Raw genomic sequence first — 14140 nt, 5'->3', positions numbered from 1 at the left:
CATCAAGCGATTGCTAAGTTTTATCATTACAAACGTCGCCTTTCCCAATCGCTCAGCTATCTACAACTGTAGTATTAGGCAGCAATAGAATCACATCCAACTGTTTCTAGCAGACAGGTAAGGAGTTCTAGATTATCAGCATAATCATTAACAGCCAGCACTAGCGGGTTAGGGTGGCTGTCGTCATGCGGATTGTTCTGGGGAGAACGCTGTAAAACCATGTTTGGAGGGAACTGGTGATTATCCTTTGTATTGGACACTACAGCCAGCTAAATTGCCTTCTATCTACGGGCATAGCAAGCAAATGAATTCTACCCCATCATAAGCATTTCATCTGCGTAAATTACGCACTTACCTGACTAACCTGCCATCCTCATCCAAATCAACTACAACTACACTTCCACTATCCACATGACAGTAATCCCGCTAGGGTGTTCTCGCTCCAAAACTTCCCTGGCACTAGATATTGATTTGTAACGATAGGCATCGGCATAACTCTTAGTCCAGTAGCCGTTACGTCCGCCAGTCCAATAGAGTTCGATACCGTCAGCTTCAGCGCAGACAATGTAAGACTTCATAAGGTGGTGATGCCGAAGTAAGCACCTGGATGATTTATGACTGCGTTTAAGTGCGTCAGGTGTCGTACTACCTACTGTACTATTTTTGGCTTCGCACCGTGTATCAGCATTTCTCAACACCTATATAAATGTCTCCTACCACCTTACATATACCTACCATCAGGAGCTAATCTTAAACCTCGCCAATCTAGCAACCTTATCAAGATACTGCTTCATGGCTGCATCACTCCTGTGAGGGACACAACTATCGTCGTAAAGGTATTCCGTATCCTTAAGCCTTAGCTTCACTTCATGCGGTGCATAATCTACCCAATCCCTGCTTAGCGTTCCTAGTGGTTTGTAGTCCCTATTCAACACAACGAATTTTCCATTAGCCTGTTTCTGGATGCAGTAAGGCAAGTAAACGTAATCAAAGTAAGATTTCATAACTACCTCCTAGTAATTTGTACTCATTAACGCTGCGGGTGAATCAAATGCTCTGGGGGGCTGTTACTTTTCGTTACACACTTACCCCCCTTATAACAATCTGCTCCTAGAACCCTTGAAAAACGGACATTTTTGCAGCTGCTGTCGAGGCTTTTTTTTAAAAAATGGGGGGTACGGCAGCTGTTTTTATTGAGAATGGTGTCAATAAAAATTCCAAAACGGGTTTTTGCTACTGTGCGGTGAGCCGTTGAGCCACTTAAAACTTCAACCGGGAACGAAAAGCAGACGGACTCTCCTCGACAGAAGATGGAACGAGTAAATCAGTATGGATGAAGGTTTCCCCTCCATCGTATTTTATGGACTTAATATTAGGAGTGTGTTTAACAAACCATAATTCGTCCTTTTCTAGGATTGAAACATCCTGACTGACGTTAGGCGCTAGAACGATGTAAGTTGGTTTATTCAAAGCCGCAGCATAGCCCAGCTCTACAAGAGTGCCGTAGCAGTCGAAGGAGTCAATGTAAGCATGTACAGCGTCACATGTCTGAATCTGATTGAAACACCTCTTTACTAAATCCTCACGACTGCTAAAGTAACCATTTACATACACACCATCCTCGTGTGGTTTTGTAGTTGCAACGTCCCATTTAACAGAAGCACCATTCGATAACTCATCTACGAACTGACCACATTCATAATCAACATTGCCGAACCCCCAACCGTGGTCGCCGTCCCCGTGAAAACAACCGTGGTCGCAGCTAATAGCAAATGCTCCATGATAATCAATTGCATAGTTACCAATATGGTAGGTTTTGTATCCATCTGACATCACTCTAGGGTTTCCTAACAACTTCCCACGATAACCGCCACCGTGGTTGACTTTTCCCGCAAAATAAACTTTCTTCGGTCTAACCATAACTAACTCCTAATTTTGTATCAGATTGTGTTACAAAAAAGCGTTCCGACATTCCACCCTTGTTCCAACTCCCTAACCAGCTTCTAGCCCTTATATATCAACGGTTTCGGTTTTCCGTTCCTACGTTCCACCCACCTCTCCGAGTAATATATACATATGTGTAAAAAACACGTAGACATATATTAGTAACATACAACACACTATACATATCCGTAGAAAACACATATATATTTCTATTCTTTTAAGAGGGGGTGGAACAGTAAGAACATAGCAGCAAAACTCTTGATATACGGTCATGTGAAGCCTTCGTACCACCCTCGCAAAGATGGAACATTAGGTTACACGCCTACCAGAAGGAAAACCATTCTTTGGCTACTCAGCTTCACGATTAGTCTGATTTGGCTTTTCCCAGTAATGTTTAGGTGCTTGTCCTTGGTAGCGAAACTTATTCTTCGTCCAACCCAAACGAGTTAGGCACTTATTCAGCCATACATCGTGTCTACGATATTCAGACGGTTCTACGTCTAGGTGTTGATAGATTTCTGTCGTAGATACAGGTGCTATACGGCTTTGAAGAAATTCTTCTACCATCTCATCCCAAGTTCCTTCTACCTCATACTTTTTATTCAACTCATTGGACAAGACCTGCATAGCATCAGTTAAGTACGATGAGCATCCCTCTTCATACAAGTGCATTGCCTCAGCCCAGAACTGGTCGCGCAGCTCTTTTACTAAATCGATGTCAATCTTCTTCTTGACTGCAATCACCCAATATCGTCTATTGCCGTGTTCGTCTACCAAGAATCGCTGAGGATTGACTGTACCACATAGCACGAATCTACGCGGCATTTCCTCTGTGACTCGCCCGTAAGGATGGCGAAATGAATCGTACCTAGCATCCATGAAATTCCTCATGGTTCCGGTTTCATGCCTGGTTACGGCTACTTCAATCTCATCGAGTTGGACAATCCAGTGTCGATGCATTGAGATTATTGCGTCCTTATCCTTTAAATCCCGACTCTCTTTATGGAACAACGGCTTACCTGCTGCATCAAAACCAGCTAACTCTACGAAGAAGCTAGTTTTGAGTAGTCCCTGCGCACCCTGAAGAATCAAAGCTGTATCAAACTGACATCCAGGTTCGTGTACTCTCTTGACTGCCCCTACAGCCCAGCGTTTGAGGTATTCAATCTCTAGAGGATGGTCAACGCCTAAGATTTTCCTAGCCACTCTCTCTATTACACCATTAGTCTCTGGATGAAGCTTCTTGACTTCATTCAGGTATATCTTGGGGTAATTGTATTCGTGGTGCTTAGCATGGATGTACGCAGCATCTAGAACCCTGTACTTGGTTAAATCTTTGTCCAGTAGCTTGCAACACTCTCTCTCTAGTTTCTGTTCTAGAAGAGGCTTGCCTTCGTAGTAGGATACCTGCTTGATTATGTCGTACTGCAATTTATCGCCAAAGTGGTCGTCAAACAATGATTCTAATCGCCTCGTTTCAATTAATCTATCATCCTGCCATGCTGGGCGTTCTTGCTTCACAGTAGACACCTTATGTTTCTTCTGTTCAGTTTTCCGCAGGATAACCTTAACTTTCTTCCTAAGACAACTGCTCATTGGCTTGTCGATTATCTTCCGTTTCTCTAGATTGCTGATAACCGCTAGTGTCTCAAACTCCGTCCAATTGTTAGCAGCTAGCTTAATCAAATACTCCACTAGTTTCGGGCTGGCTTGGATGTTGAGTTCATCTATTATCTGCCGTAAAAAGTCATCCGGCTTGAGTGCTGATTCTATTAGTTGCTTGAAATCATCTGCCGTATAACCAGCTTTGAAGTATTCTTCTATCCCTGCTTTAGGTTCTCCTTTGATGCGCGGGATGAGTTGAATCTTGCATTTACCGTGTTTGCCAGCATGGTAAAGGTTGCCAATCACGCTAGGATTATCTCTTCCATCAGCATCAAATAAGATTGTGTACCCGTGTCCCTCTGGTAATGCTTTTCTGAAATGGGATACCCCAGCCAAAGCCCCTATAGAAATACCACCGCGACATCTTCCTACTAAAGCATCTAGCATTCCTTCTGTAATCGCTTTGCAATCAGGTGGAATGTACGCTTGAGATTGGACACCACTAGGGGATAGATACTTGAGTCTTTTTCCGTTTCGATAAAACTCCTTCTTGGGTTTAATCTGAGCAAACTCCTGCCGCTTCCGTATGGGTTCTGCTTTACTAAACCGCATCACCAACACGTCTTCAACTAACTCGCTGCCGATAATATGTGGGAAATGAGGAAGTTTATTGCGGTAATTAATCGTAAAGCTGTACAGGGTTCCGTCTTTGATGCGCTCGATTATAAATTCTGGCGTTAGTCCTCGTTTAATGCAGTCGTCCCAATCGTGTTGATACAGTCCAACTTTCATTGAGACTTGTGCTGGAGTTATTATAAAATCCGCTATACCTTGCTCTACAACAGAATTGTTACGATTTGGTAATGATTCCTGAAATCCGCTCTCTGAATGGTTTATCATAGTTTGAGACCTTAGTTTTTGACTTAGTTTGAGACCTTAGTTGAGACTTTGGTTTGTGATTAAATACGTTTGACGGACGTATTTTTTGTTAGGAAGACGCAGTAAAAATCACTACTGAAGGGAGGGAGTGTTTGCAGCACCCCTCTCTTTTGCTTTAGGGGCTAGTTGGTTTTTCTATTTCTCCCATCAGTAACTCCAAAGCCTTTTCGCCATACCAGAAATCCCAACCCCTTACCATCGGTGGTAGAGCCATTTGCGCTTCATGGCAAATCCTTTCCCTCCACTCTATCTCCGCCTTATCAGCTTCAATATCGTCACCAAAAGGACGTTTCAGGTACTTCTTAGCCCTGTACATCCAATTGGCTACTTCTCTCACCGCATTTTCTTCGTCTGTCACCGGACAATACTCGAATTTGTCTTGTAGGTGTTTCGGTAATAATGCTCGTTGCTGTTCTAGTACATTCATTGCTATAATCGAACTCCTTAAAAGTTTTTTACGTACGAGGCAAGAGCTGATAACTCCTGCCTTTTTTGCTATGCAGACTTCTGACTCGATTTGCTTAAACTAAACTCTTTACGTAGCACTTCCGCTAACACGAAAGAAAAACTACGATTATCTTCAGCAGCTTTTTTATTCACTGCTACAATCACTTCATCTGGCAAATACACACTTTTTGCAGCCATTTCTTGTATTCCTTTTCTGAATTATGCCTCTTGTGCATATATTTGTAATATAACATACTTCGGTGCGAATTTACATGAAAACAGTACGAGACTCTACGTAAAACATATCTATAACACATGAAAATACATGAGGAGTTGTTAGTTTTTTAGTACAAGTTTGGAAGTTTAATTGAATTTATTGGTATAGCTCTGGAATTTGTGGGGCGCTAAGCAATCCTGCATAGTGTTGGTACATCACTTGAGTTGAGTGACCTGATAATGCTGAGACTTCAATAGGAGCCATACCGCTCTGGAGGCAATGGGTCACAAATGTTGCGCGTGCTTTGGAGGCAGGACGGTAGGGTATATCTAACGTCTGTAGAGTTGGTTTCCATACCCGAAGCCGGAAGTTGGTTAACATGACAGGTCTGCCCTTTTCTGTGGTAAACAGCGGGTCTTCAGGTCTAGCGCCAATTGACTTCATCCCCAGCAGCAAATTACGTAGACTTGGGCTGAGGGTGATGATACGCGCTTGGTTTGTTTTTGTAGGTTTTCGCCCATCCAATGCTGTCACCGCCTCACCAACCCAAATCGTCGAGCAGTCATCGCTGACGTGTTTCCACTGCAATCCAATCGCTTCACCGAGCCTGCAACCAGTACCAAACAAAAATAGGACAAATCCCCAATAGTGAGGAAATGTCCGTTGAATCTCGCTCAAAATAGCCTGCACCTCTGTTTGTGTGAAAACCTTAGCCCTCATCTTGGGTGGTAGCTTCACCGCTTTTACAGCCGCTTTCCAAGAGTTATTTGGTAGTTCTGCCCAATCCCAACAAGCGGCTAATAGAATTAGTCTTTGCTTCAAAGATATTGCCGCGTACTTACTTTTTATTGAGCTAACAAATAGCGCGACATCATGCGGGGTCAGAGCTGAGGCTGGAAGCTTCCCTATGTCGCTGCGCTTGATGTGTTTGAGCAGTGCTGAGTACCTTTGCAGGCTAGCTTTATACAAAATTTCTTGCTTGTAGGCTAGAAAGCTTTCAAACAAGTCCTCTACTGTCTTCGGCGGTGTTTTGCTGGGTGGTGGCACGTCTACCCTACTTACACCGACTGCGCTGGATTTGTATTTCCTGAAGGTAGGGTCAAAGCCGCCTGCTAGCAAATCCAACTCTACCTGCTTGGCTATTACCTGCGCCTCTTTCCTACCCTCATCACAATCTATCAAACCTGGATGAAATGTGTGCTGCTTGCCTCCATGCCTGAATCTAAGCCTCAAGCTAAAGCCAGCGACTTCAACGTGTACCTGCGTAACCTTCCTTCTCCTTCCCACTTGAGTACGCTCCAACTGAGTATGAGTGAGAGGATATTGGTGTCAAAGTCCTGCTGTGTTTAGCCTCTAGCGGCTTCAACCAAGCGGAGTTATTAGCGCGGAGTTTTTGTCAGATGACGGGGCTAAAATTGCGATCGCAGGGATTGGAGCGCACGCGCCAAACTGTACGCCAGTTTGAATTACCTGCAAACGAGCGAGAGCAAAATTTAGTTGGAGCCTTTCACCTCGGGTCGGATTTTCGTCACCGTCGCCCTGTACGTCCAGTTTTGATCTTAGACGATATCTATACAACTGGCGCAACAGTTCGCTCAGCCGCTCAGACTTTGCGTCAAGAGGGGATTCAAGTTTTTGGAGTCGGGGCGATCGCTGCTACCTTGAAAGGAAAGGGCTAAAAATCACAAATCTTATTTGCCCAAAACTTTAACTATACCAATACCACCAAAGTAGAGCGCCAGCACCGCACCCGCGAGCAGAGATTGAGTTATCGGATCGGTAGAGGGTGTTAATACTGCTCCCAAGACTACCGCACCTAGCAAGACAAAGCGCCATCCCGACAGCATTTTGGCAGAAGATACAATACCCAATATACCGAGTAAGGCTTGGATAATGGGAATCTGAAACGCTAAACCGATGCTGAACATGAACAGCAAGACAAATTCAAAGTAGCGATCGATCGACCATAGTTGTTCTACTACATCTGCTCCGTAGCTGATAAAGAAATTTAATGCAGCTGGAATCAGTACCAGGTAAGCAAAGGCTAATCCGGCTCCAAACAGCACGGTAGAACCTAAAACGATTGGTGCAATTAAGCGGCGTTCGCGGCGTGTCAATCCTGGTAAAACAAACTGGACGATCTGGTAGAGGATGAATGGACTGGCTACAAGTAAACCGCTGTAGCCTGCGACTTTGATCGAAACAAAAAAGTATTCGCCTGGAGCCAGTTGTAGAAACTTAACTCCCTGTGCTGGCACTTCTAATAATCTAACAATCGGTTTGACGGCTATGAAACAGCCAATAACCCCTACGACTACAGCAATTAGGGCATAGAAAATCCGCTGCCGCAACTCCTCTAGATGCTCGAACAGGGACATTTCCACTTCGTCAGGCAGTTCGTTCAGATAAGAATCTTGCTCTTGAACCGCTGGCTCGATGTCATTATTTACATCTGCCTGAGATGCAGTGTCAACTTCAGAGGGTGGTGTCATTACTCAAGCCATTTCCATATCTGATGAATATTGTATCTGTAATGAAGGGAGCAGGGAGTAGGGAGATCTAGCTTTTGCCTCCTCTTTATCTTGCCTCATCGAAAAATTGTCCTGTTGTCACTGGCTGGTGACTACGATATCTTGTCACTAGTGAGTTAAGAAGATTTTGGTCGCGCAAAGACGCAGAGGCGCAAAGAATAAAAGAAATGAAGAAGATTTGTTTAGATTTAGAGATTTACACCTATCAGATCGATTTTGTCGGTCATGTGAATAATTCTGTTTATCAGCAGTGGATGGAAATTGGAAGGACTAAGTTGTTAGAAGCGGTAGGAATGCCAATTCACGCGATCGCAGAACGCGGTTTTGTGCCTATATTGGTTCAAACAAATATTACTTACAAAAATCCTCTCTATTTAGGCGATCGCGTGCGCTTAGAGTTATGGCTTTCCGAACTCAGAGCTGCATCTGCCATACTAGATTTTCGCTTTTTTAATGGTGATAATACGTTGATAGCCGAAGCACAGCAAAAAGGACTATTCATCGATCGAGAAACTAAGCGTCCGCGTCGATTGCCAACGAAGGAACGAGAATTATTTAATGCTTATGTAATTTCTGAATTTAGCGCTAATTCCAATCGAGAAACAGCAAAAGTGTAGCTTTATTTATCTTCTGGTGAAACCTTGGCTTCTGCACTAGTTTGAGTTAAGTTGCCAGCACTGTCTCTAGCGGTATAAGTAATCGTATAAATTCTCGGTTGTCCGTTTTTAGATTTTGCTCTTAGAAAAACCCGTCCATCTGAATTAATTTCAATATCTTCTGAGGTTAAGCGATCGCCTAGAGCAAATTTATCCTCGAACCTATTTTCACTCCAACAGTAATTTCACCAGATTACCATCTGGTGTGCGATCGCAATCGCCGTACAATAGATAAGGCTAATGTTTTGCTAAACTGCGTAAACATTTACATCTATTATCAAATATTTTGAAAAGTTAAATTTAATATTTAAATTCGGCAAGTCCTCCTTTTTAAGGAGGATTTAGGAGGATCTAATTACTTGCTACATCAATTGACATCGACGGATGCACGTCAGAATATTTAGCAACTAATCGAGAAACTTGTGGGTTGTATAATCGCAGATAATTCCAATAATTCCCGAATACTTGACGCACGTATCCCTGCGTTTCTCCAAAAGGAATTGATTCCACAAATTCATCGGGATCTTGAGTATTGAAACGCTTTAACCATTTTTCTACGTTGCTCCAACCAGCATTGTAACTCGCGATCGCCAACAATGAATAATTATCAAACCGATTGTGGGTGTAATCCATATACCAGGTTCCTAGTTGGATATTATCCTGGGGATTTTCTAAATCATACTTAGGTACGTTAATCTTTTCTGCTATGTATTGAGCTGTACCAGGCATTACTTGCATTAATCCTACTGCTCCAGCTACAGAACGAATTGTCGGTTCAAAACGTGATTCTTGACGAATTAAAGCCGTGACTAAAAGCGGATTGAGCTGATGTTGTTGCGCCCAAGTTTGAATTAATGGTAAGTAAGGAAAAGGATAACGTGCTTGCCAATAGCCTAGCTGTTTACTCAAATTTTGATATTCTGCTTTTTCTAAAGGAATATCTCTGTCTTCTAAAGTGGAAATTTCATTAATACCAATTAAGTTTTCTCCCTTCGCCAAATACATTAAACCATCGGTAAATTGTTCGGCTACAGTTGGTTTTTCTGGATTGCTGTATTCTACCTGCCATAAAGCTATAGCATCAGCATCTTGCCCTAATTGATAAAGCTCTTTTAAAGCAGGAGAACCAGCAAGCGGAAGGACACGTTGAGGCAATGAAAAATCGGGGTTTATCTGACGTACAGTTGTAAAATCACCAACATCTAAACCCAAAAGTGTAGCCGATCGCCACGCATAATAAGACTGGGGAAACTTACTCAAAACATATTCAAAAGCAGTTTTGGCAGCTTCACTTTTACCTAATTTCTGTGCCCATTTCCCGATCCAAAAAGCCGATCTAGGTGCGAGAATATGTTCGGAATTGCGCTGAGGAATAGCTTCTGCCCATCTCGTTGCGGCTTGATAATCTTTTTTTGCAGCTTTTTCTTGTGCGACTTGCCAGCGATATTCCGCTGCGGCATCTGAATCGCCATATTTATCTAATAATAATTGTCGGACTTTGGCAGCAGATTGCTTACTATTCAGATTGTCGAGTAAATTTGCTTTTGCTACCAATGCTTCCCCTGCTTGTTTGGGAAAACGATTGACAATCCGATCTAAATATGAAATAGCTTCTTTCGGTTTGGATATCCGCGCCAATCGCATCAGCGCCATTCCAGATTCTTCTGCGTTGGGATAAGCAGCTACTAGTTGTTTGTAAACAGAAATAGCTTCTGTTTGTTTGGTACTCAATTGCAATCCTCTGCCCCAGCGATAAACGTTGCGGGGGGTACGAGGCGATTTAGCGTAGGCGACAGCAGCTTTACCATATTCCCGATTCTCCCAGTAAGCTTGGGCGACTGTTTGCCAATGTTGGGGTTTGAGTTGCGCCGCCGACTGACTGACTAAGCGATCTAAAACAGGGACGATCTCCGGCTTCTGGTAGTCATATTGCGCCAAAAGTAACTGCAATCGCGGCTGCTGGGGATTTTCTTGGAGTAGCAAACGGGCAATATCTAAACTGCGGGGATGGCTGGGAAATAGGGCGATCGCTTCTTGCCAATATTGCGGTTCGTTTTTCCCCAGCACGAACAAGGCTTCTGCTGCTACCGGACTTTTAGAATGGCGCTGGAGTAAGTCTTGCCAAGCGGCTTGAGTTCTTACCTTATCTCCCGTCAAAGAATAGGCTTGGGCGCGTTTGAGGGCGATATGAGCCGCTAGTTCGGGATAATCTTTTTCTAAATCTTGCAAAACCGCGATCGCTTTGTCGCCTTGCCGTTGTATGATAAGGTCGCTCGCTATAAGGTAACGGGCGCGGCTGCGCTCGCGAGAGCTAGATTGTTGGGCGATCGCTTGTAATCGTCCTGCTCTCTCGCTGGGAGAAAGAGAAACTAGGGATAAAACTCCTGATTTTGGAATATCTAAGCCGTTTTTTCCTTGCGGTCTCAGCAGAGCAATTCCGTTCTCTCGATAGTTATTGTAGTTAGCAACTATCAGCGGTACACCCAGTAGAGCAATAAATAAGCATACCCCAGCGGCAAAAGCATAAGATCGTCGCTGCAACATAAAGATTAAGTTTAGTTAACCTGAACTTTAGATTAAATCTCTGCCAATCTAGCATTCCCAATTGGCAACTGGCTGCTGCGATCGCTTTTAATTTTTCTGAAAAACAGGGAGTCGGGAGTCGGGAGCAGGAAGTAGGACAAGGGGGAACTCGCTCTTCCCCGCGACCGAAGGGAGTGGGGATTAGGGGGCGAAGGGGGACAAGGAGGACAAGGGAGCAATTCAAAATTCACGCATTCAAAATTCAAAATTCCCCGCACCCTACACCCTACAACGCTAGTTGCTTCAGGGCGCGGAACCCCCCGCACCGCACTGGCTCCCCCACACCCCTTCTTCATGCACTACTTACTACTCGCTCCTGTGTGTCTGCTGTGTGACGTGGAGTTAGAATCAGTGTTGGCATCAATTACAGCTTGACTAAAACCCCAGGTTCTTTTTGGATCGGAACCACATTTAATATATCTGTCTGAGAGCAGTATTTTAGATCTTCGTGACAGTCTAGGCGTAACAACCGCTTACCGTGACTGGCTTGGTGCATTAGCTCTAATAACTTATCTTGCCATTGGGCAAATAGCGCAGTCGCGCAGATGACTTCATCGTTACCCGCTATTTCTTCGATTGGTAAGCTAGTCTTCTCCCATAAACTATGGGCGATCGCCCCCGCACAAACTGTATCCTCTAATGAAAAACTGCCTTCCCAACCCGAACCGACAATCCAGACTGTTTCTGGTTGTTTTTCTAACACGTACTTTACTACTGCTGCCCGATTGATCAAAGCTGCTGCCATTACAGTTGGAGCATTCTCGATTTTTTGTAGGGCGCGAGTCCCATTTGTTGTACTAATAAATAATCGTCTACCTTCAACTTTTTCTGGGGTGCAGTCGAGAGGGGAGTTTCCCATGTCAAAGCCTGCAACTTTTCCCCCGCCTCGTTCTCCTGCCCGCAGTCGTTTTTCTGGCGACCATTTATCGCTGACGTGCATGAGTTGTTCTAGATCGCTAAATACTTGAACGGCTTCGCCACCAGCGGCTAGGACAGTTGCTATAGTAGACGTGGCTCTGAGTACGTCTACGGCGATCGCACAATCTGGGTTGCAGTCTCCAGGTACTAATTCTGGAGTGTGATAGACGTATAGCTTCACGGGGGAGCGCCCTATAATTTTAAATTTAATTCAAACTTCCGCAATCTTACCAAAGATTGTTTAACAATTATCTTTGATTTTGGTGCTTGCTAAGTTTGAATGAGAAAGGCGATCGCGAACGGTTTATGCTGTGCAAGTACTATGTCTAGGTTTTCCTTTCAATTGCAATACGTGGTGTCTTTTGTACTATTCAGAAATTCAAATACTTACGATTATAAATTTCTATAGATCGAGAGAACTTAAGATAGTTCCATGCAGCATGTCTCTAGAAGGATGCCACAGATATTCTTTGAGATTGATTTTTCCGGCTGAGTTGAATTTTATTCCTTCTTGCTCTAGCAACGATTTTTGCAAGTAGTCTGCACCATGTCGCAGAGGTGAATAGGAGATTTCGCCTTTTGCATTAATCACTCGCTGCCAGGGAATATCAGAGTTTTTATCTACGCGATAAAGAGCATAGCCGACTAGACGAGCTTTACCATAGAGATTTGCTAAGTCTGCTATTTGTCCGTAGGTGGCTACTTTTCCTCTAGGAATTTGGCGCACTATGTTGTAGATGGTATTGTAGGTAGACATTTGGCAGTTATCAGTTACCAGTTATCAGGGTGTGGGGTGTGGGGTGTAGTGAGTGGTGAATTTTGAATTTTCTTGCTCCCTCAGCTCTCTTTTTCCCCTGATCTCCAGCCACTAGCCACTAGCCACCAGTCACTGTTTCATCGTGGAAATACGTCAATAATTTGATTCAGGTTCATGGCGTAAAATTCATCGCGGTGTGTTATCCCTGCTAATTCCCACAAAAATACGCCTTTTGCGCCCAATTGAAAAGCCTGTTTTGCCCAGTTTCGATAAATTGGAATTCGTTCTTTTTGTAATACAGTAGCTGGGAGAGGAGAACGATCTGTCTTTGACTGACAGCGACACCAGCCCATTTCTCCTAAATACCAAGGTTTATTACCAAATACAGTAGCACGAGATTTTATCCATTCTTCTCCCATTTTTACGTAACTTTCGGGAGTCTGGGGGCGATCTGGTTGTAGTAAATAATCCCAACCACGGCGATCGCGGAATCGTCTACCACACTCGTTAGGTTTGTTAAATTCTACTGCTTCATGGGTATACATGTGGATGCTTCCCATTGTCAAAGTACTATTTGGCGCAAACAGATTAGTTTTTAGATCGATTCCTTCATAATACTGGCTTTCGTTTTTGAGATAATTTAATTGCAAGTCTATAGGAGAATTTAACCAACCCTCTTCACCTGTAGTAATATTAACTTTTGGCAAACTCCTTTTCACAAAACTAGCTTGACGATTTAACCACTGAGCCACTATTTGATGAGAATATAAATTGTTCTCAATCTTTTGATTCTCCATACTGTAGCGATTCTTACCCCGTGGTTCGTTCATAATATCGAGAATTGCCACTTGAGAATATTTTCGACAAACTTGAAGTACGGGTTGAATGTGAGTTTGAAATAATTTTTCAATTGCTGGGCTTGTATAAAAATCAAGGCTATATTTCAAATAATATTCTTCATCTTTGCGGTTGCAATAAGCGTCAAACCATTCTTCTCGCTCGATTTTGCTTACCCATTCTAAATATCTAAGAATACCACCGTACTCGATCCAATAGTTAGCCAAAACAGGCACGATATAGAATTCCATTTCGGCTAATGACTGCATCATTGCGTCTAAAACATCTAGCACTCGACGATCCATTTGTTGAGCCGTCGTCCACAGCATGGCATCAAAATGAAACGGTCGATTGACTCCCTTTTTTACAGTTTGTCTTTTGTCTGAGGGATAGTTATTACCAGCAAGAAACCGAATTGCATTAATTTTACTGCGATCGCGTAATCTCGCTAATCCCAGTTCGTCTTGCAGGTATTTGCGGATAGTTTGACGTAGATTAGCTTGAGGATTTTCCTTTGCTTTCCGATAGCTTTCTGTCAAAAGATAGAAAGCATTAATTCCATAGAAAGGTTCGGAAGCTGCACTATTAGCAGGTAGTAAATGAGTGGCGATCGCTCCCATCGCTGCATACGATCCAGCTTGAATTAATTGCCTTCTAGTTAGATTCATATGAAAGTTAAAAGTCAAAAGCTAAAAGTTAAAATAAA

16 protein-coding genes are annotated in these 14140 nt (G+C 43.4%); 2 read left to right on the top strand and 14 right to left on the bottom strand.

Annotation, left to right across the window (positions count from 1 at the left end; translation table 11 throughout):
• Positions 1-74: 74 nt before the first annotated feature.
• The 8 genes from DSM107010_RS38000 to DSM107010_RS27230 all read right to left on the bottom strand — a co-directional run bounded on the left by DSM107010_RS38000 (position 75) and on the right by DSM107010_RS27230 (position 6439).
• Positions 75-221, bottom strand: a complete 147-nt coding sequence (locus tag DSM107010_RS38000; RefSeq protein ID WP_158631875.1) for a hypothetical protein — start codon at positions 219-221, stop codon at positions 75-77.
• A gap of 171 nt (positions 222-392) precedes the next feature.
• Entirely contained in the window at positions 393-578 is a 186-nt protein-coding gene (locus DSM107010_RS27255) for a hypothetical protein (protein ID WP_106170124.1), read from the bottom strand.
• Between the two features lie 159 nt (positions 579-737).
• Positions 738-1004: a hypothetical protein gene (locus DSM107010_RS27250; RefSeq protein ID WP_106170122.1), complete on the bottom strand. Its 267-nt coding sequence runs from the start codon at positions 1002-1004 to the stop codon at positions 738-740.
• Positions 1005-1260: 256 nt separating this feature from the next.
• Positions 1261-1920, bottom strand: a complete 660-nt coding sequence (locus tag DSM107010_RS27245; RefSeq protein ID WP_106170119.1) for a nucleoside 2-deoxyribosyltransferase — start codon at positions 1918-1920, stop codon at positions 1261-1263.
• A 372-nt stretch (positions 1921-2292) separates the two neighbouring features.
• Positions 2293-4449 (bottom strand): VapE domain-containing protein, encoded by a 2157-nt coding sequence (locus DSM107010_RS27240; protein WP_106170117.1) that lies wholly within the window; start codon positions 4447-4449, stop codon positions 2293-2295.
• Positions 4450-4603: 154 nt separating this feature from the next.
• The gene (locus tag DSM107010_RS27235) at positions 4604-4915 is read right to left on the bottom strand and encodes a hypothetical protein (protein WP_106168441.1); all 312 of its coding nucleotides are present in this window, start codon (positions 4913-4915) and stop codon (positions 4604-4606) included.
• Between the two features lie 68 nt (positions 4916-4983).
• A complete protein-coding gene (locus DSM107010_RS38775) occupies positions 4984-5133 on the bottom strand; it encodes a hypothetical protein (RefSeq protein WP_158631874.1) in 150 nt (49 codons plus the stop codon).
• 175 nt (positions 5134-5308) lie between these two features.
• Positions 5309-6439 carry a tyrosine-type recombinase/integrase gene (locus tag DSM107010_RS27230; protein WP_158631873.1) on the bottom strand — a complete coding sequence of 377 codons (1131 nt, stop codon included), beginning with the start codon at positions 6437-6439 and terminating at the stop codon, positions 5309-5311.
• Between the two features lie 35 nt (positions 6440-6474).
• Between DSM107010_RS27230 and DSM107010_RS27225 the strand changes: the two genes are divergently transcribed.
• Positions 6475-6831: a ComF family protein gene (locus DSM107010_RS27225; protein WP_338418747.1), complete on the top strand. Its 357-nt coding sequence runs from the start codon at positions 6475-6477 to the stop codon at positions 6829-6831.
• Between the two features lie 12 nt (positions 6832-6843).
• Here the strand turns inward: DSM107010_RS27225 and tatC are convergent, their stop codons facing one another.
• Positions 6844-7644, bottom strand: a complete 801-nt coding sequence (gene tatC, locus DSM107010_RS27220; RefSeq protein ID WP_106168443.1) for a twin-arginine translocase subunit TatC — start codon at positions 7642-7644, stop codon at positions 6844-6846.
• Positions 7645-7850: 206 nt separating this feature from the next.
• Here tatC and DSM107010_RS27215 point away from each other — a divergent pair, with 206 nt between their 5' ends.
• Complete coding sequence (locus tag DSM107010_RS27215; protein ID WP_106168444.1) at positions 7851-8300, top strand: acyl-CoA thioesterase; 450 nt, start codon at positions 7851-7853, stop codon at positions 8298-8300.
• Between the two features lie 390 nt (positions 8301-8690).
• Here the strand turns inward: DSM107010_RS27215 and DSM107010_RS27210 are convergent, their stop codons facing one another.
• The 5 genes from DSM107010_RS27210 to DSM107010_RS27190 all read right to left on the bottom strand — a co-directional run bounded on the left by DSM107010_RS27210 (position 8691) and on the right by DSM107010_RS27190 (position 14102).
• Complete coding sequence (locus DSM107010_RS27210; protein ID WP_106168445.1) at positions 8691-10883, bottom strand: lytic transglycosylase domain-containing protein; 2193 nt, start codon at positions 10881-10883, stop codon at positions 8691-8693.
• Positions 10884-10915: 32 nt separating this feature from the next.
• Complete coding sequence (locus DSM107010_RS38770) at positions 10916-11218, bottom strand: hypothetical protein (protein WP_158631872.1); 303 nt, start codon at positions 11216-11218, stop codon at positions 10916-10918.
• A 68-nt stretch (positions 11219-11286) separates the two neighbouring features.
• Positions 11287-12021 carry a 2-phosphosulfolactate phosphatase family protein gene (locus DSM107010_RS27200; RefSeq protein WP_106168446.1) on the bottom strand — a complete coding sequence of 245 codons (735 nt, stop codon included), beginning with the start codon at positions 12019-12021 and terminating at the stop codon, positions 11287-11289.
• Positions 12022-12243: 222 nt separating this feature from the next.
• On the bottom strand, positions 12244-12597 hold the full coding sequence (locus DSM107010_RS27195; protein ID WP_106168447.1) for an MGMT family protein: 354 nt from the start codon (positions 12595-12597) through the stop codon (positions 12244-12246).
• 137 nt (positions 12598-12734) lie between these two features.
• Positions 12735-14102: a cellulase family glycosylhydrolase gene (locus tag DSM107010_RS27190; RefSeq protein WP_106168448.1), complete on the bottom strand. Its 1368-nt coding sequence runs from the start codon at positions 14100-14102 to the stop codon at positions 12735-12737.
• Positions 14103-14140 lie beyond the last annotated feature (38 nt).

Source organism: Chroococcidiopsis cubana SAG 39.79 (genome assembly GCF_003991895.1).
In the GTDB taxonomy this organism is placed as follows: domain Bacteria; phylum Cyanobacteriota; class Cyanobacteriia; order Cyanobacteriales; family Chroococcidiopsidaceae; genus Chroococcidiopsis; species Chroococcidiopsis thermalis.
The sequence above is the reverse complement of the archived record's forward strand: the minus strand, read 5'-3'. Positions and strand labels throughout refer to the sequence as shown.